The sequence below is a fragment of the Citrobacter sp. Cpo100 genome (assembly GCF_030332595.1).
GTDB classification, from domain to species: domain Bacteria; phylum Pseudomonadota; class Gammaproteobacteria; order Enterobacterales; family Enterobacteriaceae; genus Citrobacter; species Citrobacter portucalensis.
In genome coordinates, this window is sequence record NZ_JAOWHM010000037.1 from 82742 (window position 1) to 104084 (window position 21343).

Consider the following 21343-nt stretch of genomic DNA (forward strand, 5'->3'; position numbering starts at 1 on the left):
CACACTCATAATTGCGAAAAAATATGCTGACCTGATATTAAGAATAAACGACTTTTATCTGATTTAAGTTATGGAATTGTCTACTCAGGAATAATTCTTCATCGTTATTGCCGATCCACAAAGATTTATTTATCGCAAAGTATTACGTTTGCAGCAGCAGGACCTTTGTCACCACTGTGAATGGCGAATTCAACTTTCTGTCCTTCAAATAAGGTCTTAAAGTTGTCGCCGTTAAGCGCAGAAAAATGAACAGAGATGTCTTTACTACCATCAAGAGGAGAGATGAAGCCAAACCCTTTGTCTTCGTTAAACCATTTTACCAAACCTTTAATTCTTATGGTCATACCAACTCCTGCCACACATGATTGTATTGATAGTAAACGTATAGTATTAAACGTATGGACTCAAAAGGGGGGGGATATCTGCGATAACACCTGGTAATCAGGACTACACGGAAAATGTTTAACGTTCGTCTGTACATTGAACTGATGGGATTCATTAAGGCACGGTAATTAATAATAAGCAAATTATATTTTAGCCATCCAGAGAATCTGCAAGAGAAATTAAACTGGCAAAGGCCTCAACCTCCCTTCAGGGTGCCTGTGGTTGCGAATATCTACCTCTCCTGAATTTCAGTGCCTCAAAATAAATAGATTAAAATTTAACCACATGTGATACGGTGAAGCTCGTTCATTGAAAGGTTAATGGTTATGTCTATTATCAATTACGCAATGAAACTCTTCACCAGTGCGTCTACCGCCACTGCCGTCTGCCCTGTTTGTGGCTTAAAATCGGCTCAACTTCTGTCAAAAATCCGGCGCAATCAGGCCATGCTTTGCCCTGGATGTAAGGCTCTGTTTATCTCCCGACGCTAGCTCGGCCAAAAAACGCAGACAAAACTCATATTCTATACTTAAGTCAAATCCCGGCAGCTGTTAAATCCCTGATGCCTTACGCCCATCCTGAGAGAACGTTTCTGAACTGATTTTGCAACTGCTCCTGCATGCTAACTCTGTATCAGAGCAATGCTATGAAAATGAACCCCAGGGCGTGGTTTAACCGCTCCCATATTCCGATGAATGCTACCGAAAGCGTAACGTTTTCGGCGAACGATCCTGCCGGTGAAAGCACTCTGCAGTCAGAACTCTTTTCGACCGCCCAGATGGAACGCTACGGTCAGAAGCTCGCCCGGACCCATAAATTATCGCCGGATAAACATCCTTATTATCTTCTAAAAAGACTCGGCGAGAATGAGGCTATCATCACCCAAAGCTGTTATGAGCTTAACGCGGGTAAAAAGACCAGCATCATGCCTGCCGGGGAGTGGTTGCTGGACAATTATTATCTTATTGAGGAACAAATCCGCACGGTCCGCCAGCACTTGCCGAAAAGCTTTGGTAAAGGTCTCCCGTCGCTGATGTCGCCGCTGAATTGCCCACGAATTTACAATATTGCATCAGAGGCCATTGCTCACGGTGACGGGCGCTGGGATGTCGCCAGCCTGACCAGCTATCTCACCGCCTATCAACAGGTGACCCCGCTGACATTAGGTGAAGTCTGGGCGTTACCGGGAATGCTGCGCCTGGCGCTGATTGAAAATCTTCGTCGTATCAGTATCGAAGTGATCAAAGCGCAGCAGGACAGAACGCTGGCTGATATGTGGATAACAAAGATTTTCGGATGTGCAGAGAATGCCCCTGGCGATTTAATCATGGTGGTTGCCGATATGGCACGCTCCCGACCTACGTTAACCAGTGCGTTTGTCGCAGAGCTGGTGCGGCGCCTGCAGGGGCATGGCAATGCGTTGTCGTTACCCCTGACCTGGGTTGATCAGTGCCTTCGGGAACAGGGGATCACAACCGACGTTCTCATACATAATTTCAATCAACAGCTTGCCGCCAGCCAGCTATCTGTCAGTAACAGCATCGCGGGTCTGCGATTACTGAGTGAAACGGATTGGGCTGATTTCGCCGAAACGATAAGTGTCGTCGAACAGGCATTACGCAATGATCCTGCCGGTATCTATCCTCGGATGCACTTCAATACCCGGGATCATTACCGGCACGTTGTTGAGGTCCTGGCCAGGGACAGTGGTCTCAGCGAGCCTGAAGTTGCTGACAGGGTGCTGACGCTTTCAGGGAACAGTGCTCCCGATACACTGGAACATCATGTTGGTTATTATCTCGCAGGTGAAGGTCGGCAGGCGCTGGAAATTCATCTGTTAGCAGACACCTCAAGGCTCATGCGCTTGCGGCACAGTTTCAACAGAATAACCCTGCTGTCATGGCTTGGAAGCCTGGCGTTGTTGACAATCGCAACGACCGCAACGATTTTGCACGAAACAGCCATGCAGGGTGCAGACTGGCTGTTGATCGCGGTGATATTCCCTCTGATTATCGCTGTAACTCAGTTAATGAGCGATTTACTCAGTGACGCAACCACCCGTTTTCGCGTTCCTCGCCCCTTGCCGCGGATGGATTTCTCAACCGGCATTCCCCCTGACAGCGCCACTCTGTTAGTCATCCCCTGCATGCTGACCAGCCACGAAAGTTTCAGCCAGCTCCTCACCAGTCTTGAAGTCTGCTGGCTGGGGAATGAAAACGAAAATCTCAGGTTTGCGCTGCTCACTGATTTCGCTGATTCTGCAAATGAACCCTCGCCGGAAAGCCAGATGCTGCTCAGACAGGCGATCGCCGATACGCAGGCGCTTAATCGCCGCTATCCCTCCAGCCGCCCACGTTTTTATCTGCTACACCGCCAGCCTGAATGGAACCCCGCGGAAGGAACGTGGATGGGCTATGAACGCAAGCGGGGAAAACTGGCGTTACTGAATAGTTGGTTGCGCCATCCGGGGACACAATTCGTCAGCGTTGCAGACATGCCTGCTAACCTTTTACCGGGCCACATTAAATACGTCATTACCCTGGACAGTGATACGGTGTTGCCGCGCGATACGGCGCACAAACTGGTCGCGACGATGGCGCATCCGCTGAATACGCCAGAGTATGATCCGGTACGCCAGAGGGTTGTCAAAGGATTTGGCATTTTACAACCCGGCCTTGCGGAGGAGATACCACGCAACGGTCAGGGACGTTACGCCGCCATGCGCAGCAGCATACCGGGCAATAATCCCTATTCGATGATGTCTTCGGATATCTATCAGGATCTTTTTGGGGAAGGATCGTTCGTGGGCAAAGGGATTTACGATGTTGACATTTTTATGCAAGCCACTGCCAACACCTGCCCGGAAAACCTAGTTCTCAGCCATGATCTACTCGAAGGATGCTATGCACGTTCGGGTCTGCTGAGTGAGGTGTTACTCTATGAACAGTACCCGAATAATTATCTGTCGGATGTTGCACGCCGTTCACGCTGGATCAGGGGTGACTGGCAACTGCTTAACTGGCTGAAACCACGTGTCAGAAGAGCCGATGGAACCCGGACCAGGAATCCGCTGACCGCGCTTTCTTACTGGAAATTACTCGATAATCTGCGTCGCAGTCTGGTCGCCCCTTCATTACTGGTATTGCTGTTCTTCACCCTGCTAGGGGTACCTAATCCGGTTTACTGGCTGGGCGTATTGTCGCTGATATGGCTGTTGCCAACCATCCTCTGCATCACCCATGACCTGCTGCATAAACCTCTGCGTCGCCGCCTGAAGCCGCATCTGTTACTGGTAGGGGCGGGCGCGCTGAAGCGTTTGTCAGGTATCGGCCTTAATTTTGCGATACTGCCGCACGAAGCCGGATATTCGCTAAAAGCGATCGCCGTGACGTTATGGCGATTGGGGATCAGCAGGCGTCACCTCAGCCAGTGGTTCAGCCACAGCCTGGACAGCAATCAGGCCGGACCCACTGTCGCGCGTTTTTATCAGGCGATGTGGCTGAATGTTGCATGTGGTGTGATGCTGATAATACTGACCGGACAATTTGCTCCACAACTACTGGGGATTGCGTTGCCGATCGGTTTGTTATGGTGTGTGGCACCGCTGCTGATGAGCTGGCTGAGTCGCCAGCCTGCGCGTAAGGTGTTTTCGCCCAATCCGGAACAAAAACAGCTGTTGCGCCAGACAAGCCGTGAAATCTGGGCGTTTTTTGAAACCTTTGCCACAGAAAAAGAGAACTGGCTTCCGCCTGATAACTACCAGGAAATACCGCAGCCGACGGTGGCCCATCGAACTTCTCCTACCAATATTGGCCTTTCCCTCATGGCTAACCTGACGGCATGGGACTTTGGCTACCTGCCTGGCGGGGAAGCGCTACGGCGCGTGTCGCTCACGCTCGACACAATGGATAAAATGGAGCACTACCGGGGCCATCTCTACAACTGGTATGACACTCGTACGCTGGCCCCCCTCAGCCCACGCTATATCTCAAGCGTCGACAGCGGCAACATGGCAGGGCATTTGTTGACACTGCGTGCAGGGCTGTCCGCCATGCGTCATCAGCCAGTTTTAAACCGCCAACAGATACTGGCAGGACTGAACGATACGCTGGATATTCTGGAAAAACAGTGGGGTCAGAACCCGCCTGACAGCTTGCGGTTGCTGCGAAAACACTGCCTGAGCGCGGTGTCGCTCTCTCCGCAGACATTTTTCAGCGAGCTGAAAAATATGCGCACCCAGTGCAATCACCTGAACACGCTATGCCATCAGGGATCTCCTCTTCAGATGCGTTGGGCAGGACATCTGGAGCATCAACTGGTTCAGCTTTGCCATGAGTGGTCGCTGCTGCTTGGCTGGTTACCCGCATCCTGGAACGAACAGACGCTGCCGACTTTGTGCGAGCTTGCCCGCGCAACATTTACTGGTGCAGGAACCCCCCCGGCGTCAGCGACGGAGCAGGCCCGGATGCGACTCAATATTATCACTGAACTTGAACAACGGTTGGATGAGCATGCTCGGATGGATTTCGCCTTTCTGTACAGCGAAGCAACCAGTCTGCTCAGTGTTGGCTATAACTGTGACACGAATATGCTTGACAAGAGCCACTACGATCTTCTGCCGTCTGAAATCCGCCTTACCAGCTTTCTTGCTATTGCCACTAATCAGCTACCTCTTAAAAGCTGGTACGCGCTGGGGCGACTGTTCACCACCATTGACAATGAAACAGCCCTGATGTCATGGAGCGGGTCAATGTTTGAATACCTGATGCCGAATCTGGTAATGCCCACCTGGCCTGGCAGCCTGCTCGATGAAATGAGTCAGTCGGCGGTTATGCGCCAGATTCATTGGGGGAAAGAACGCGGAGTACCGTGGGGCGTTTCAGAGTCTGGTTATCATGCTTTTGATGTTCAGCATAATTATCAATATCAGGCATTTGGTGTGCCGGGTCTCGGCCTGCGCAGGGGGCTTGCTGATGACATGGTTGTCGCCCCTTACGCCACACTGCTGGCGTTGATGGTTTCCCCACAGAAAGCCTGTGAGAACCTGATAAGGCTGCAAGAAAATGGCGCACTTGGTGAATACGGTTTTTATGAAGCGCTGGACTATACTCCCTCACGCCTCGCAACCGGTCAGCTCTATGCGGTGGTTCAGTCCTGGATGGCGCATCACCAGGGGATGGCGTTTCAGGCGCTGGCTCATGTGCTACTTGACGCCCCGATGACTGAACGCTTCATGTCCAGTACGGTCTTCCGCTCAGCGAACCTGCTGTTACAGGAACGCGTGCCGGATGCAGTCGATCTGTACAGTCCGCGCCGTCATTTTGAATCTCATGAGGGCAGGGTCAAACCCGTTCGCTATGAACCCCGTATTTTCTATGGCGTGGACACGCCGGCTCCGGATATTCAACTGCTGTCCAACAACCATTATCATTTGATGTTGACCACGGGCGGCGGCGGCTATAGTCGCTGGAATAATATTGCGCTCACGCGCTGGCGCAGTGATACCACCCGCGATAACTGGGGAGCATTCTGCTATATCCGCGATATACAGACGGGGAATGTGTCGAGCAATACCTGGCAACCGACAGCCCACACCAGCGGGCATGACGAGGAAGTGATATTCACCGATGCGAGTGCTGAATTCAGACGCTCTTTCGATGGGCTCAGCGTCAAAACTCAGGTTGTGATCTCCCCGGAGGATGATATTGAGTTGCGACGACTCACACTGATTCATCGTGGTCGCCAGCCTCGCTCTCTGGAACTGACAACCTATGCCGAAGTAGTACTGGCGCCTGAAGCCAGCGATCTGGCACACCCGGCATTTAGCAATTTGTTTATTCAGACGGAACTGGATCCTGAGCGTGACGCTATTCTTTGCCACCGGCGCCCGTGTTCTCCGGGTGAAGCGAGTCCCTGCCTGTTTCACATGATGGTGGTACATGGCGATAACCGTCATAACGTTTCGTTTGAAACAGACAGGGCAAAATTTCTTGGTCGTGGCAGAAACCCTGCGGATGCCCAGGCAATAAAGGCAGGTGGGGCGCTCAGCAACACGTCGGGGTCAGTGCTGGATCCGATCCTGGCAATACGCCACGCCATCACTCTGCAGCCGGGGCAGCCGGTCACGATTGATATCATTTATGGCATCAGCGAAACCCGCCAGCAGAGCCTGGCATTGCTGGAAAAATACCGCGATTACCCTATCGCTGATCGCGTATTTGAACTGGCCTGGTCTCACAGTCTGGTGGTGTTACGCCAGATGAACGCCAGTGAAGATGATGCCACTTTGTTTAATCGTCTTGCCAGCGCGGTGCTTTACCCTGTCCAGGCGCTGCGCGCCGAAGGCCTGGCGATCAGCCGCAACCGGCGTGGTCAGTCCGGTCTGTGGGGCTGGGCAATTTCAGGTGATCTGCCGATAGTGCTGATCAGTATTACCAGCGAGGAAAGTATTGCTTCAGTGACCACACTGATTCAGGCACACCGTTACTGGAGACAGAAAGGACTGGATGTTGATTTGGTTATCCTGAATAACAGTCCCGGCGGCTACCAGCAGGGCTTACAAAATCATATTATGGACTTAATTTATGCCGGGTCTGAAGCCAGTCTGCTGGACAAAACGGGCGGTATTTTTGTTCGTAATGGCGAGCATCTCTCTGCTGAGGATAAGTTGCTTTTGATGAGCGTGGCCTGTCTTTATCTTGATGACCGCACAGGTAGTATCAATGAGCAGCTTAATCAGCGTACTCACACCCTTAAACCTCAGGCCAGAGCACTCATTCCACGGGCTGTACGCGAGCGTAATCAACATACGGACTGGAGTCCCGATATCAGTCAGTTATGCCATTTCAATGGGTACGGTGGATTTTCTCAGGATGGTCGGGAATATCAGATTGTTCTGCGGGAAGATGCGCAGACACCGGCACCTTGGTCAAACGTACTGGCAAATGCCCGTTTTGGCACTGTGATTTCAGAGGCGGGACAGGGCTACTCCTGGTATGAGAATGCACATGAATACCGGTTGACACCGTGGGAGAACGATCCTGTGAGCGATCGCAGCGGCGAGGTGTTTTATCTGCGCGATGAAGAGAGTGGTGAGTGTTGGTCACCGACGGCTTTACCTGTTCGCGGACATGGTGATTACCTGACCCGCCATGGTTTTGGTTACAGCGTGTTTGCCCATCGAGAGAATGGTATAGACAGCGAGCTGACGGTCTTGGTTGCCGAAGAGGCGCCGGTTAAACTGGCGCTCCTGACGCTCAGTAACTCTTCGGGTCGGACACGCAAACTTTCCGTCACCGGCTATGTGGAGTGGACGCTCGGAAGAACACGAACTCGCTCAGCCCCTCACATTGTGACACATGCGGCCAGACCACCTGGCGGCTGCGGAGTGCTGGCGAACAACTTTTATGGCGATAACGGTAGCGGTCGTACTGCCTTTTTTGCCGTCAGCGGTAATGACTGTTCGTTGACCGGGGACCGCCGGGAGTTTATCGGTCGTAATGGTTCTCTGCACGCCCCGTCGGTCATGAAGCTACGCAGGCTTTCAGGTAAAACGGGCGCAGGTCTGGATCCCTGCGGGGCAGTACAATCGGCGGTAACATTAATTGATGGGGATCAGAGGACGTTTATTTTTATCCTCGGCGCAGAGGAGAATCATATTCGAGCTCAGGAGACGCTTGCCCGTTATATGAATGAGGAGACGGTCCGCGAGGAGCTGAACCGGGTTCACAACCACTGGCACAATGTGCTCGATAAAATTGTGGTTAACACTCCCGACACATCGGTAAATTTACTGGTGAATGGCTGGCTATTGTACCAGACGGTAGCCTGTCGCCTGATGGCTCGCAGCGGTTACTACCAGTCCGGCGGCGCATTTGGTTTTCGCGATCAACTGCAGGATACGCTGGCGCTGAGCCATGCTGATCCGAACCGGATGCGAGAACAGATAATCCTGTGTGCATCACGGCAATTTATTGAGGGTGATGTACAGCACTGGTGGCACCCGCCACACGGCAACGGAGTGCGCACTCGCTGTTCCGATGATTATCTGTGGCTTCCGCTTGCCGTTTGCCACTATGTTGAAACGACGGGGGATATGGATGTACTGGAAACACGTATTCCTTATCTGGAGGGACGTCCGCTTCAGCCTGGTGAAGAGTCTGCCTATGATACGCCGGTGATCAGCGGTACCGAAGAGACACTCTGGTTACACTGCGTCAAAGCCATTAAGTATGGACAACAGTTCGGAGAGCATGGTCTGCCGCTGATGGGGGCTGGTGACTGGAATGACGGTATGAACCGGGTGGGGATCGAAGGCAAAGGTGAAAGCGTCTGGCTGGGCTTCTTCCTGTTCGACATTTTGCAGCGGTTTGCGGCGCTGGCTGATCGCAGGCTGGATGAAAGCGTCGCCTCAATGTGCCGTTCACAGGCTATGCGCCTGCAAAGCAATCTCGAAGCCCACGCCTGGGATGGTGAATGGTACCGGCGTGGATATTTTGACGATGGTACTCCCCTGGGGTCGAAGGCTTCACAGGACTGCCGGATTGATGCGATTGCGCAGAGCTGGTCTGTATTGTCCGGGGCCGCAAGCCCGGGACGGTGCGCAATGGCCATGCAGGCGCTGGATAAGCACCTTGTGGATAACGAGGGGGGACTGATAAAACTATTAACACCTCCTTTCGATGGGCACGGTCCAAATCCTGGTTACATACAGGGTTACCTGCCTGGTGTGAGGGAAAACGGAGGGCAGTATACACATGGCGCTATCTGGGCTGTGATGGCATTTGCCCGAGTGGGGAATGCCGAACGCGCTTGGCAACTCTGGTCAATGCTCAACCCGATAAATCATACTCTGAATACAGACTCGGCCGGGATTTATAAAGCTGAACCTTATGTCATGAGTGCTGATGTCTACAGTGTCGCTCCCCATATCGGACGTGCGGGATGGAGCTGGTATACTGGTTCTGCAGGCTGGGCTTGGCGTTTACTTACCGAGGAATTACTGGGGATAAAACGTTCCGGTGCTGACTTTACGGTTCATGCCAGGTTGCCGGATGGGTGGACATCTTTTTCTATGAGCTATCAATATGGCGAAAGCCATTATCAAATTAGTGTCTCACGCGGCGATGCAGAATATCGCGTGACACTGGATGGTGTTCTCCTCCCTGATGACAGAATACCGCTGAAGGATGATGGACAAAACCATATGGTTGAGATCATTCAGAACTGACACTGAGTCCGGAGGCGCATTAACGTCTGCCGTTAATGCGCTGATTATCCCTGAGAACATCAATCGCAGTTTGCATGGCGATTTTGTCATCCCGCCTTTTTTGTTTGTCCTGCATGAACTGAAGGTATTCCAGCAAGGTGCGGGTATTAATCGGTCGGCCCTGTTTACCCACAGCCAGCACGGCTTCGCCAAGAATAATTTTCACTGGCGGTAGTTGTGCCGGATACCAGTCAAGGGTGTCTTCTGATTTCATCATAAATCTCTCACGGAAGGGTAGTGTATCATAAATCAGACGTTCAATTTTCAATATTTGATATCCTGATTCAGACACAACTTAACATAACTTATGTCAGTTATTTTTATATTAAAGCGTATAATAATTACTGTATTCCTCAGAGAATTATTTATGTCTTATACAAAAGGGCTCAGGTATTTTAAAGAAAGACCGGTTCATGTTGCCTGCCCAGTATGCGCACACAAAGCTGATCAGAAAGCAGGTAAACTAAGAAAAGATGCAGTTCTTGAGTGCCCTGCCTGCGGACTGTTGTTCAGACCTTCAGAATGCTGGTGTATCGGCGGCTGATCAGCTTCTGCCTTTTAACGTAAGTGATGTCGGGAAATGACAATATTTCTCCTGTTTTGCAGTTGTCGAGGGTATGATAATGAAATCTAAAAAATCTTTTTTTATTGAAGGACATATTCTGTCGAATAGCTGTCACGGGCAGGCCGGTCAACCTTTCTGCATTCACCGGGTCAGGTTTAGTAATGGTAAATATGCGATTATCCGGGTGACATCCGGGATATGTTTCAAACCTGGCGAAATTATTCAACGAAAAGATTGCGAGTGGTTTTATAAACTTACCAAAATTCGCCTTCTTTCTTTTGAGTACCTTGAGGATGATGAATCAAGGAGACAATTTACTGAATATCAATGATAAATCCATGAATTTAATAACAGCCGTTACACGTTTCGGCAGAAACGAATTATGTGTTGAGCTATAGAGTTACATCAATGTGGCCTTTAGAACTAATATGCACAGCTATATTAATACAGATATTAACTCATAGAAAACATGGAATTAATCTGGTTATTCCCTCTGTTGTTGGGCTATCTGGTTAGAGATTTAAGAAATCATTCATCCACATATCAGCCTCTTCAAACATTTCCTGAACACTTCGGCTTATCTGTTCTATTTTATGCTTGCTGGCGTCAACGCATTCAATTTTGGAAGGAAAAACTGTCCGAAACCGGTCCGAATATGTCCGAAATTTTAGCTAACTATATGATTTTTAGTGCCTGAAAACACACCTTTATTTGTGCGTTTTTTGTTCTAATGGTTTGTTATTGCATTGAAAATGAAGGATAAAAAATAATTTTGGAAAAAACAGGAATCGTATTCGGTCTCTTTTTATGTGGCGAATGCGATGCCATCCAGGGCAAAACACGGCGTATCGCATGCTGCATTCTCCATAAACCATACCATACTCCTGCCCACGATCGTCCAGGCTTTTTTGCCATCATTGCTAAAATTATAACCAGGTACCCTTGTACTCTGGAGGCGACATGGGACGACCTGGCAATATCTATCAACGAATCGACGGTACGCAGTGGCGCCACGTTTGGGTGGTTGGGGATATCCACGGCTGCTTCTCGATGCTGATGGCTAAACTTCGCCAGTACCGTTTTGATCCCTGGCAGGATTTGCTGGTTTCAGTGGGGGATGTTATCGACCGTGGACCAGACAGTTTGCGTTGTCTGAAACTACTGCGTAAACGCTGGATTGTCGCGGTCAGGGGGAACCATGAACAGATGGCGCTGGACGCGCTGGCGACGGGGGATCAATTCATGTGGTTTATGAATGGAGGCTCGTGGTTCGAGCAGGCGGAGCAACCGGCAGCGAAATTTGCTCTTGAAGCGTGTTGGCAGTTACCCTGGATTCTGGAGCTGCATTGTCAGAACGGTATACACGTTATTGCTCATGCCGATTACCCGGATGATGATTATCAGTGGCTAAAAGAGATCGATTTACAGCGCGTGCTGTGGGACCGCTCGAGACTGATGAACAGTGGTTGTGCGATTCACGGCGCGGATCACTTCTGGTTTGGTCACACGCCGTTGCGCCATCGGCTGGATCGCGAGAATTTGCACTATATTGATACCGGTGCTGTATTCGGCGGCGAGTTAACGCTGGTACAACTGCAATAATCAAAAATCGCTGTATTCCTGGGCCGGATGCCAGAAACTGTCGATGTAGTCGTCCGCAGGTAAACATCCGCCGTTACGAATACGTTGATCGTCCATCGATATCAGGCACTGCTGCTCAGTTTTGTAGACATCAACCACGATATCTTCACAACCGCCATCCAGATAGCACACAAAAAGAACCAGCGTGAACATTCCATCCTCAAATGGTAAAGCCATACCTGTAGTGTAGAAGATGTTGATAGATGAGGGAAATTAACCAAGAAATAACCCGTCTGGCGACGGGTTCTTTTTGAATCAGGCAAGGCGCATGATCCAGGCATCTGACTTACGATCGTAGTGTTCGCGAAATAGTACTGAATGTTCTCCGTTCAACAGGGCCGGGACGCTGGTGTCGGCATCCCAGGCATCCAGTTGCATACATAAATCCGGATCGGATTTACACGGAATGGTTAACGTTCGGTCCCCCGGCGATTCGCCATGTAACTCGGCGTCGTCGATTTCAAAAGCGCCAATGCGCACACTGGTTTTCATCATCGTGCTCTCCGTTAATTTGCTGGTTGTGGTACGACCAGTTAGGCCGTCCATTTTTCAGCGTAGTCAACGTTAGCAAAAGCGCCAGTAAAAACGTGCGTTATCCCGTAAACAGTTTGCCATCCCGGACAAGATCGCGCGGGTAGCTATTCTTCAGTCGCGATCCAATGCGTTTTGCCAGACCGATCGGCTGATGCTGGAACGTAACCAGTACGTCGTCACTCGTCGGTGCGGTCTGCGGGTAAACATCTCTACCGCGATACCACTCTTCTGCTTCGGCAAGGGTCAGTTCGAATGCATGGCTGTGGTTCGGGTCGGCGAGGGCGATAACGGCCTCATGCTGCCAGCGATACCCTTTATTGTGGGTTTCGGCCAGTTTGATCCCGAGTCGAGAAAAGCGAACCTTGCCAATCAGAGGTTCAATTTCAGTCGGGAACAGCCAGATCTCTTTATCGCGCTGCCACAGGCGCAAATTATCTTCCCACTGCAGTCCACAAGCGCTCGCGGCTTGCGTGACAAGCGCAGATTCGCGTCCTTTAAGCGGGCTAAACGGGAAGTTTCCGACTTTGTACTTCGGCGCAGGTAGTGCAGGGATTGCAGCTGTTTTGCGTAAACGCGCAACGAAGAAACCTTCGCAATCGTAAATCTGCGGGAATACATGCAGGAATCCTTCCGGCGTCAGGGCGCGTTCGGCCTGCGGAAATAAATCGCCCAGAGGTAAAAACTCGACGGCATCAGGGTAGGTCTCAATCAACCACTGCATGATATTTTCATTTTCGTCACGATTAAGCGTACAGGTCGAGTAAACCAATGTGCCACCGGGACGCAGGGCGTGGAAGGCGCTGTCGAGCAGTTCGCGCTGGGTTGCGGCAATTTCCAGATTACTTTCTACAGACCAGTTTTTTAGCGCATCGGGGTCTTTACGCACCACGCCTTCACCGGAACACGGTGCGTCGAGCAATATGGCATCAAATGATTCCGGCAACGCAGCGCCAAATACGCGTCCGTCAAAATGGGTCAGGGCGACGTTGGCTATCCCGCAACGGCTGATATTGGCATGCAGGACTTTGACGCGACTGGCAGAAAACTCATTCGCCAGAATGGCGCCTCGATTATTCATTTTTGCGGCAATTTGCGTGGTTTTGGAGCCGGGGGCTGCCGCAACATCCATTACGCGTTCCGGGGTATTGCCTTCGGCGAACAGTGCTGCGACTGGCAGCATTGAACTGGCTTCCTGAATATAAAACAGGCCGCTTAAATGTTCTGCGGTGCTGCCGAGCGGCACTGACTCTTCATCATCACGCTCGATCCAAAAGCCTTCAGCACACCAGGGAACCGGAGTGAGAGACCAGTTGTAAGGTGCTGTCAGCGCGAGGAAATCGGCAACGGAGATTTTCAGCGTATTGACGCGAATGCTGCGGCGCAACGGGCGCTGACAGGCAGCGAGAAATTCATCGAATGAGAGCGTGGAAGGCATTGCTTCACGCATTTGAGTCAGAAAGGCGTCGGGAAAATAAGCCACTTGGTACCACCGGCAAAAAAACAGGTGCGCAGTGTAGCATAACTGCTCCGGCGCGAGTACGCCGGAGCAAGTGGAGAGATTAACGTGGCAGGGCGGTTCCCCATTCACGCCACTCTTTTGGTTCGCTTTCCAGCAACAGGAAGTGTTTACCGGCCTGTGCTTTCGGAGCCAGCGGTGTACCTGGTGGAGTCGCGAAGGCGATGCCGCCGCGGATGAACTGATTGAAGGTACCGGTCTTCACGACACCGCCGGTCAGGCCGAAGTCGAGATTGTAGCCGGATGCCAGCCAGAACACGGAGTTGTTGCGTACCAGATGCTGATAGCGTTGGCTAATGCGCATGGCAACCATCACACGATCGGAAAGCGAGCCCAGCGTCAGCCCGGTGACGGTCCCCACTTCAATACCTCTGAACAAAACCGGGGTTCCGATATTCAGCGAACCTGCTTCTGGTGCTTCAACCACAATACTCAGACCATCGAGGTAACGAGAGTCGGTAATGGTGGCTTCCTGCAGCTCAAAATCACGGCGCGGATTACCGCGTCCTGGTTCAACGTTGATATACGGCTGCAGGATTGTATCCAGATGCTCCACGCCCGCTGCCGAAATTTGCGGGGTGATCACGGAGAAACGGGTACCGCTTCGCGCGAAGGTCTGCACGTATTCCGGGTACAGAACCGCTTTTGCCTGAACTTCGTTACGGGCGGTGATCAGCTCAAGTGTCTGGATCTGTCCGATATCGATTCCCAGGTAGCGAATTGGCATGCCAGCAGCGAGTTTACCGGCATCGAACGCATGCAGCGTTATCTGGCCGCCGACTGCACGCGCGGCGGTTTCCGAAGCATACAGAATACGCTTGTCGCCTTTACGTTGGCTGGCGCTGGCGCCGCTTAAATTATCGAAGCTAATCGCCCCTTTAAGCGCGCGTGAAAGGGGAGATGCCTGTACGGTTAATCCGCTGCCGTTAAGCTGAACTTTTGCTCCGCCTTCGGCCCAGAACACGCTGTTGCTGGTCAACAGGTTGCGATATTCCGGTTTGATATGCAGATCGATATCAAACGCATCGGCGCGAGGACGAACGCTAATCACTTCACCGACCTCGAATTTGCGGTAAAGCACCACCGAGCCGGCCTGCACATCAGGCAGCGTTTCGGCGCTAAGGCTGACCGTAGTGGTTGGCAGATCGCTCAGACTGTTTTCAATCGCTTTCTCCAGGTTAGCGTAAAGCGGGTAGCTTTTTTTCATTTCACCTTTAGTACCGGGCAAAATACGAATGCCGCCGCTGAGCCACTCACTGGCGCTGGCGCCAAGGAACTCCACGCCATCAAGTCCGACTTTGACATCCACGCGGCTGTTCACCACGAACTTACTGTCACCCTGCACCAGGTCACGATGCTGTGGTTCAACAGCAACGGTAAATGAGACGCCTTTGCTGGAAAGCGTACGCTCAATCACCTGACCGACCTGTACGCCGTGAAGAATTAGCGGCTGGCCAGCATCAATACCGTAACTCTCCGGCGCGGTCAGCGTAAACGTCATGACGCCTGGGTCGTGTAACAACGACTTCTCAGCGGGAATAACGACGAACTGGTTACGCGGCTCGCCTTCGCCAGGTACCAGCTCGAAAGTTTTACCTGTTAGCAGCGAACTGAGATTCACATCGCTTAACGATAATTTAGGGCTGTGTAACTCAATGCGTGTGTTGTCACGCAGCAGCGTTACGACGCTGGGATCGACCGTCATTTCGCCGGTGACTTTACCGCCTGGGTTTAAATCCAGTTTTGTGAGCTGACCGACTTCTAATCCTTGATACATCAGCGATGTTGAGCCTGCTTTGAGTCCATCTCCGCTGGGTAAATCAAGCTTGACGATTACTCCACGCTGGCTGTGCGCGAGATCCTGATATAGACCAAACGTGTCGTCTGCCGCAGCAGGTTTTGAGTCTTCGGGTGAATCAAAAGCAATGGCACCGTTGACCAGCGCCGCCAGACTCTCCAGTTTTACCTTCGCACCGCTAAGGCTGACATCCGCATTTACACCGGAGACGTTCCAGAAGCGGCTGCCTTTTTTCACCAGATTGGTGAAGCGACGTTCAATCAATACATCGATGGTTACGCCCTGATGGTTCGGGTTGATGGTGTAGTCATAGACCCTGCCCACCGGAATCTTACGGAAATAAACCAGTGAACCGCTATTAAGCGATCCGAGATCAGGGGCGCGCAGATGCAGCATTAAATCGCCATTATCCAGACGATACTTGGGCTGGGTGTCGAGGGCGACGAAATGATCCTCGGCCTCGCCAGTACCGGGCATCATGCCGATATAGTTGCCGCCAACCAACGCATCCAGACCAGAAACCCCAGCCAGCGACGCCTTCGGCGTGACCAGCCAGAACTGGGTATCTTTGCGCAGAGCATCTTTCATGCTCGATTTGATGCTGACGCGGACTTCAATTTTGCGCAGATCTTTGCTGAGGTTGATATCCTGTACCGTGCCCACTTCAACGCCCTGATAACGAACGGGAGTACGGCCTGGCACAATGCCGTCCGCAGACATAAAGTCGATGGTCACGGTATTGCCGCGATCTTCATAGCTTCCCCAGATAAGCCATCCTGCGATCATCAGCGCGATGAACGGCAGCAGCCAGAACGGGGAGATACGGCGTTTTGTTTTAATCTGCGCTTCAGTCTGCGAAGCGGGCGTTTCCTGACTCATGTGCATCCCAAAGTAAGCGGCTGTCCAGCCATTCCACAGCAAGAATAGTCAATATTACCGCTGCGCCGAAATAAAACGCAGCCGGTCCCATAGTGAAAGCAAGTATCTGATCGCGATTTATCAGCGACATGGTTAACGCGATAACAAAGAGATCGAGCATTGACCAGCGGCCAATCCAGGTCACCATACGCAGTAGTTTTATACGGGTGCGCAACCCTTGTTCACAATTAAAGTGGATGCTGAATAGCAACGTAAACATCACAATCACTTTGGTGAATGGCACTAATATACTGGCGATAAACACGATCGCCGCTACGCCGACATTACTGTTTGCCAAAGACATTATGCCTGACAGGATTGTGTCTTCCTGTCGGCCGCCGTTGACATAAATTATCGAGATGGGCAGCAGGTTAGCGGGCAAAAGCAGGACAATCGAGGCCAGCAGTGCCGCCCAACACTTTTGGATACTTTGATTTCTGCGCCAGCGCAACGGGATATGGCAGCGAGGGCAGCGACCGCGGGCATCCGGATAACCTGTAAAATGGCAGCCGAGGCAGACGCGGAGCTTTTCATCGGGCCGACGAGCCGGTCTCTGCGGGTAGAAACGGTCCCAAAGCTGCTCAACGTTAAGATGTGACAGCGTCAAAATACTGAGGATCACCAGCGCAATAAAAGCAAACAGCCCCACGCCAGGCTGCAAAAAAGCATAGTCCTGAACCTTGATTGATGCGACGCCGATACCCACCAGGTAAATATCGAGCATCACCCACTCTTTGAGCCTTTCCAGCATCAGCAGCACCGGGCGCAGGTTCATCCCGAGAATATTACCAAACCACAGATAAGCGATTGAGGTCACGAGAATTAGTGGCGCACCAGCGACGCAAAAAAGCACGAAGGAGGCGGTGAGGGGATCACCTTGTCGGGTCATTTGCCAGATGCCTTGCATCACATTGGCATCAATGCGCACACCTAATAAATAGATGTGCAGGAGTGGCTCTCCCCAGGCAAAGGGCATCAGTAGCAACATGGTGAAAGCCATTGCCGCCAGTCGCGTTAACGACCAGTCGCGTCCGTCACGAATTTTTGCCTGGCAGCGTGGGCAAAAGGCACTTTGGTGCGAACGCATTTTAGGCAAGCTAAATATCAGGTCACATTCAGGGCAGCGATGATAATGTGCACGAGGTAGTGCCTCACCGATGGACCTGATGGCTATTTTTTTAGTTGGCGTGATGCGTGGTGTCGTTAAGGCCATGTATCGCGAATCAAATTGTTGAAGTAATGTTATCTTAACTCATGACGGGAATGATCTTGAGCATTAACGCATTTAATGTTTATTTTAGTAGGCTGCAGTTTTAAGTAAGACAACTAAGTGATTATATAATGAACAAAATAGAGCTATACACGGATCTGAACCGTGATTTTCAGGCATTGATGGCAGGTGAAACCAGTTTTCTGGCAACGCTGGCGAATACCAGCGCATTGTTGTACGAGCGTCTTGCAGAAGTGAATTGGGCCGGTTTTTACCTGCTTGAGGACGATACGCTGGTGCTTGGTCCCTTCCAGGGCAAAATTGCCTGCGTGCGGATCCCGGTAGGACGCGGTGTGTGCGGTACCGCAGTGGCGCAGAACCAGGTTCAGCGTATTGAGGACGTACATGCTTTTGATGGGCACATCGCCTGTGATGCCGCCAGCAACGCTGAAATCGTCCTGCCGATCGCTGTCGACAATCAGATAATCGGCGTGCTGGATATTGATAGCACGGCATTTGGCCGCTTTACTGAAGAAGATGAACAAGGTCTGCGTACGCTTGTGGCACAGCTTGAAACCGTGCTTGCAACGACGGATTACAAAAAATTCTTTGCGCGCGTCGCAGGATAATCAACGGATAACGTAGCAATTACTGATGACGTCATTATAATGTCGCCTGTTCATGCCTGCGCTTGTTGGCTACGTCCGTTGTAATCAGGAAATTTCATGGAAAATCAACCTAAGTTGAATAGCAGTAAAGAAGTCATCGCGTTTCTGGCCGAACGCTTCCCGCAGTGTTTTAGTGCGGAAGGCGAAGCGCGCCCACTGAAAATTGGCATTTTTCAGGATCTGGTAGAGCGTGTTGAGGGTGAAATGAACCTCAGCAAGACGCAGCTCCGTTCTGCCTTACGTCTCTATACTTCAAGCTGGCGCTATCTGTATGGCGTTAAATTGGGTGCAACGCGTGTTGATCTCGACGGCAACCCTTGTGGTGAGCTGGATGAACAACATGTTGAACATGCTCGCAAACAGCTGGAAGAAGCTAAAGCCCGTGTTCAGGCGCAACGCGCAGAGCAACAGGCGAAAAAACGCGAAGCGGCCGCTGCCGCCGGTGAAAAAGAAGACGCCCCGCGTCGCGAGCGTAAGCCGCGTCCTGCACCGCGTCGTAAAGAAGGTGCTGAGCGTAAACCTCGCGCTGAAAAACCAGCAGCAAAAGCACCGCGTGCTCCTCGCGAAGAACAGCATACCCCGGTATCTGATATTTCAGTACTGACGGTAGGGCAGTCTCTGAAGGTGAAAGCAGGAAATAATGCGATGGATGCCACCGTATTAGAAATCACCAAAGATGGCGTCCGTGTACAGCTGAATTCGGGTATGTCTTTGATTGTACGCGCAGAACACCTGGTGTTCTGAAACGGAGGCCAGGCCTGGCATGAACACTTTTTTTAGGCTTACTGCGTTAGCTGGTCTGCTTGCATTAGCAGGCCAGGCACTTGCTGTGGAAGACATCACGCGTGCCGATCAAATCCCCGTTTTAAAGGAAGAAACCCAGCATGCGACGGTAAGCGAACGTGTGACGTCGCGTTTTACGCGATCACACTATCGCCAGTTCGATCTGGATCAGGCGTTTTCGGCAAAAATTTTTGACCGCTATTTGAATTTGCTCGACTACAGCCACAACGTGCTGCTGGCTAGCGATATCGAACAGTATGCAAAAAAGAAAACGGTCCTCGGCGATGAACTGCGCACCGGCAAGCTGGATGTCTTTTACGATCTCTATAATCTGGCGCAAAAACGCCGATTTGAACGTTATCAGTACGCATTAAGCGTACTGGCACGTCCAATGGATTTCACCGGTAACGACACCTTTAACCTCGACCGAAGCAAAGCGCCGTGGCCGAAGAGCGAAGCAGAGCTTAATGCGCTGTGGGACGGCAAGGTTAAATTTGACGAACTCAGCCTGAAGCTGACCGGTAAAACCGATGCGGAAATCCGCGAAACGCTGACGCGCCGTTACAAATTTGCGATTCGCCGTCTGGCGCAGACCAACAGCGAAGATGTGTTCTCACTGGCGATGACAGCGTTCGCCCGTGAAATCGACCCGCATACTAACTATCTCTCTCCGCGCAATACCGAGCAGTTCAATACTGAAATGAGCTTGTCTTTGGAAGGTATTGGCGCGGTTCTGCAGATGGATGATGACTACACCGTCATTAACTCCATGGTGGCAGGTGGTCCGGCAGCCAAGAGCAAAGCGATCAGCGTTGGCGATCGTATTGTCGGCGTCGGGCAGACGGGCAAGGGCATGGTCGATGTGATTGGCTGGCGTCTGGATGATGTCGTGGCACTGATCAAAGGGCCTAAAGGCAGCAAGGTACGCCTTGAAATTCTGCCTGCCGGTAAAGGTACCAAGACACGCACTGTGACGCTAACGCGTGAACGTATCCGTCTCGAAGACCGTGCCGTTAAAATGTCCGTGAAAACCGTTGGCAAAGAAAAAGTCGGCGTACTGGATATTCCTGGTTTCTATGTTGGTCTGACTGATGATGTCAAAGTCCAGCTGCAGAAACTGGAAAAACAGAACGTCAGCAGCATCATCATCGATCTGCGTACCAACGGCGGTGGAGCACTGACTGAAGCGGTTTCGCTTTCCGGTCTGTTCATTCCATCCGGCCCGGTGGTTCAGGTTCGTGACAATAACGGTAAAGTGCGTGAAGACAGCGATACCGACGGCGTTGTGTACTACAAAGGCCCGCTGGTGGTATTGGTCGATCGCTTCAGCGCCTCAGCATCAGAGATTTTCGCTGCGGCAATGCAGGATTATGGCCGAGCGCTGATCGTTGGTGAACCAACCTTCGGTAAAGGCACAGTTCAGCAGTATCGCTCCCTGAACCGTATTTACGATCAGATGCTGCGTCCGGAATGGCCAGCGCTGGGTTCTGTTCAGTACACGATCCAGAAATTCTACCGCGTAAACGGTGGCAGCACGCAGCGTAAGGGTGTTACGCCAGATATCATCATGCCGACAGGTAATGAAGAAACTGAAACCGGCGAGAAGTTTGAAGATAACGCGCTGCCGTGGGACAGCATTGATGCGGCGACCTACACCAAGTCAGATAATCTGACGCCGTTCGGACCTGAATTGCTGAAAGAGCACAATGCACGTATTGCGAACGATCCTGAGTTCCAGTACATCATGAAGGACATTGCGCGTTTCAATGCGATGAAGGATAAGCGCAACATCGCTTCTCTGAATTACGCTCAGCGTGAAAAAGAGAATAACGAAGATGACGCAATGCGTCTGGCGCGTATTAACGATCGGTTCAAGCGTGAAGGCAAACCGCTGCTGAAGAAACTGGACGATCTACCGAAGGATTACCAGGAACCGGATCCATACCTGGATGAAACGGTAAAAATCGCGCTCGACCTGGCGCATCTTGAAAAAGAAAAGCCAGCGGAACAGCCCGCAACCAGTCAATAACCTCGAACAGGCACAAGAAATTGTGCCTG

At 51.5% G+C, this 21343-nt stretch carries 16 protein-coding genes; 8 read left to right on the forward strand and 8 right to left on the reverse strand.

Annotated features, from left to right (window positions below; all coding sequences use genetic code 11):
* Positions 1–125: 125 nt before the first annotated feature.
* Positions 126–344 (reverse strand): cold shock domain-containing protein, encoded by a 219-nt coding sequence (locus OGX96_RS15995; protein ID WP_080625051.1) that lies wholly within the window; start codon positions 342–344, stop codon positions 126–128.
* Positions 345–710: 366 nt separating this feature from the next.
* Here OGX96_RS15995 and OGX96_RS16000 point away from each other — a divergent pair, with 366 nt between their 5' ends.
* Complete coding sequence (locus tag OGX96_RS16000; protein ID WP_216350678.1) at positions 711–875, forward strand: YnfU family zinc-binding protein; 165 nt, start codon at positions 711–713, stop codon at positions 873–875.
* A 155-nt stretch (positions 876–1030) separates the two neighbouring features.
* A complete protein-coding gene (locus tag OGX96_RS16005; protein ID WP_286583597.1) occupies positions 1031–9613 on the forward strand; it encodes a GH36-type glycosyl hydrolase domain-containing protein in 8583 nt (2860 codons plus the stop codon).
* Between the two features lie 19 nt (positions 9614–9632).
* On the opposite strand, the gene OGX96_RS16010 is transcribed toward OGX96_RS16005, so the two are convergent.
* Complete coding sequence (locus tag OGX96_RS16010) at positions 9633–9866, reverse strand: YnaE/YdfK family cold shock protein (RefSeq protein WP_080625052.1); 234 nt, start codon at positions 9864–9866, stop codon at positions 9633–9635.
* 153 nt (positions 9867–10019) lie between these two features.
* Here OGX96_RS16010 and OGX96_RS22620 point away from each other — a divergent pair, with 153 nt between their 5' ends.
* Both OGX96_RS22620 and OGX96_RS16015 read left to right on the forward strand, forming a co-directional pair.
* Entirely contained in the window at positions 10020–10196 is a 177-nt protein-coding gene (locus OGX96_RS22620) for a YnfU family zinc-binding protein (RefSeq protein WP_216350677.1), read from the forward strand.
* Between the two features lie 79 nt (positions 10197–10275).
* Positions 10276–10548 carry a hypothetical protein gene (locus OGX96_RS16015; protein ID WP_286583599.1) on the forward strand — a complete coding sequence of 91 codons (273 nt, stop codon included), beginning with the start codon at positions 10276–10278 and terminating at the stop codon, positions 10546–10548.
* A 181-nt stretch (positions 10549–10729) separates the two neighbouring features.
* Here the strand turns inward: OGX96_RS16015 and OGX96_RS16020 are convergent, their stop codons facing one another.
* Complete coding sequence (locus tag OGX96_RS16020; RefSeq protein ID WP_080626304.1) at positions 10730–10837, reverse strand: DinI-like family protein; 108 nt, start codon at positions 10835–10837, stop codon at positions 10730–10732.
* 340 nt (positions 10838–11177) lie between these two features.
* On the opposite strand from OGX96_RS16020, the gene pphA reads away from it, so the two are divergent.
* Positions 11178–11819 carry a protein-serine/threonine phosphatase gene (gene pphA / locus OGX96_RS16025; RefSeq protein WP_048235214.1) on the forward strand — a complete coding sequence of 214 codons (642 nt, stop codon included), beginning with the start codon at positions 11178–11180 and terminating at the stop codon, positions 11817–11819.
* Here the strand turns inward: pphA and OGX96_RS16030 are convergent, their stop codons facing one another.
* The 5 genes from OGX96_RS16030 to yebS all read right to left on the reverse strand — a co-directional run bounded on the left by OGX96_RS16030 (position 11820) and on the right by yebS (position 17837).
* Positions 11820–12011, reverse strand: coding sequence for a YdfD/YebW family protein (locus OGX96_RS16030; protein ID WP_003034941.1), 192 nt, complete (start codon positions 12009–12011; stop codon positions 11820–11822).
* Between the two features lie 102 nt (positions 12012–12113).
* Positions 12114–12350, reverse strand: coding sequence for a YebV family protein (locus OGX96_RS16035; protein WP_029139506.1), 237 nt, complete (start codon positions 12348–12350; stop codon positions 12114–12116).
* Between the two features lie 100 nt (positions 12351–12450).
* Complete coding sequence (rsmF, locus tag OGX96_RS16040) at positions 12451–13872, reverse strand: 16S rRNA (cytosine(1407)-C(5))-methyltransferase RsmF (protein WP_071992550.1); 1422 nt, start codon at positions 13870–13872, stop codon at positions 12451–12453.
* A gap of 79 nt (positions 13873–13951) precedes the next feature.
* On the reverse strand, positions 13952–16585 hold the full coding sequence (locus tag OGX96_RS16045; RefSeq protein WP_063940870.1) for a PqiB family protein: 2634 nt from the start codon (positions 16583–16585) through the stop codon (positions 13952–13954).
* Positions 16554–17837: a membrane integrity lipid transport subunit YebS gene (yebS, locus tag OGX96_RS16050; RefSeq protein WP_048216185.1), complete on the reverse strand. Its 1284-nt coding sequence runs from the start codon at positions 17835–17837 to the stop codon at positions 16554–16556. Before yebS ends, OGX96_RS16045 begins: the two co-directional genes overlap by 32 nt.
* A 128-nt stretch (positions 17838–17965) precedes the next feature.
* Between yebS and msrC the strand changes: the two genes are divergently transcribed.
* The 3 genes from msrC to prc all read left to right on the forward strand — a co-directional run bounded on the left by msrC (position 17966) and on the right by prc (position 21314).
* The gene (msrC, locus tag OGX96_RS16055; RefSeq protein ID WP_003833782.1) at positions 17966–18463 is read left to right on the forward strand and encodes a free L-methionine (R)-S-oxide reductase MsrC; all 498 of its coding nucleotides are present in this window, start codon (positions 17966–17968) and stop codon (positions 18461–18463) included.
* Between the two features lie 96 nt (positions 18464–18559).
* Positions 18560–19246: an RNA chaperone ProQ gene (proQ, locus tag OGX96_RS16060; RefSeq protein ID WP_003833781.1), complete on the forward strand. Its 687-nt coding sequence runs from the start codon at positions 18560–18562 to the stop codon at positions 19244–19246.
* Between the two features lie 19 nt (positions 19247–19265).
* On the forward strand, positions 19266–21314 hold the full coding sequence (gene prc, locus OGX96_RS16065; protein WP_048235216.1) for a carboxy terminal-processing peptidase: 2049 nt from the start codon (positions 19266–19268) through the stop codon (positions 21312–21314).
* The last annotated feature ends 29 nt before the right edge of the window (positions 21315–21343 follow it).

Coding starts and splice junctions, on each gene's coding strand:
- OGX96_RS16045 (WP_063940870.1), bottom strand. CDS start 16,585: ATGAGTCAGGAAACGCCCGCTTCGCAGACTGAAGCGCAGATTAAAACA.
- prc (WP_048235216.1), top strand. CDS start 19,266: ATGAACACTTTTTTTAGGCTTACTGCGTTAGCTGGTCTGCTTGCATTA.
- OGX96_RS15995 (WP_080625051.1), bottom strand. CDS start 344: ATGACCATAAGAATTAAAGGTTTGGTAAAATGGTTTAACGAAGACAAA.
- OGX96_RS16035 (WP_029139506.1), bottom strand. CDS start 12,350: ATGAAAACCAGTGTGCGCATTGGCGCTTTTGAAATCGACGACGCCGAG.
- OGX96_RS16015 (WP_286583599.1), top strand. CDS start 10,276: ATGAAATCTAAAAAATCTTTTTTTATTGAAGGACATATTCTGTCGAAT.
- yebS (WP_048216185.1), bottom strand. CDS start 17,837: ATGGCCTTAACGACACCACGCATCACGCCAACTAAAAAAATAGCCATC.
- OGX96_RS16005 (WP_286583597.1), top strand. CDS start 1,031: ATGAAAATGAACCCCAGGGCGTGGTTTAACCGCTCCCATATTCCGATG.
- msrC (WP_003833782.1), top strand. CDS start 17,966: ATGAACAAAATAGAGCTATACACGGATCTGAACCGTGATTTTCAGGCA.
- pphA (WP_048235214.1), top strand. CDS start 11,178: ATGGGACGACCTGGCAATATCTATCAACGAATCGACGGTACGCAGTGG.
- OGX96_RS22620 (WP_216350677.1), top strand. CDS start 10,020: ATGTCTTATACAAAAGGGCTCAGGTATTTTAAAGAAAGACCGGTTCAT.
- OGX96_RS16010 (WP_080625052.1), bottom strand. CDS start 9,866: ATGAAATCAGAAGACACCCTTGACTGGTATCCGGCACAACTACCGCCA.
- OGX96_RS16000 (WP_216350678.1), top strand. CDS start 711: ATGTCTATTATCAATTACGCAATGAAACTCTTCACCAGTGCGTCTACC.
- proQ (WP_003833781.1), top strand. CDS start 18,560: ATGGAAAATCAACCTAAGTTGAATAGCAGTAAAGAAGTCATCGCGTTT.
- OGX96_RS16030 (WP_003034941.1), bottom strand. CDS start 12,011: ATGTTCACGCTGGTTCTTTTTGTGTGCTATCTGGATGGCGGTTGTGAA.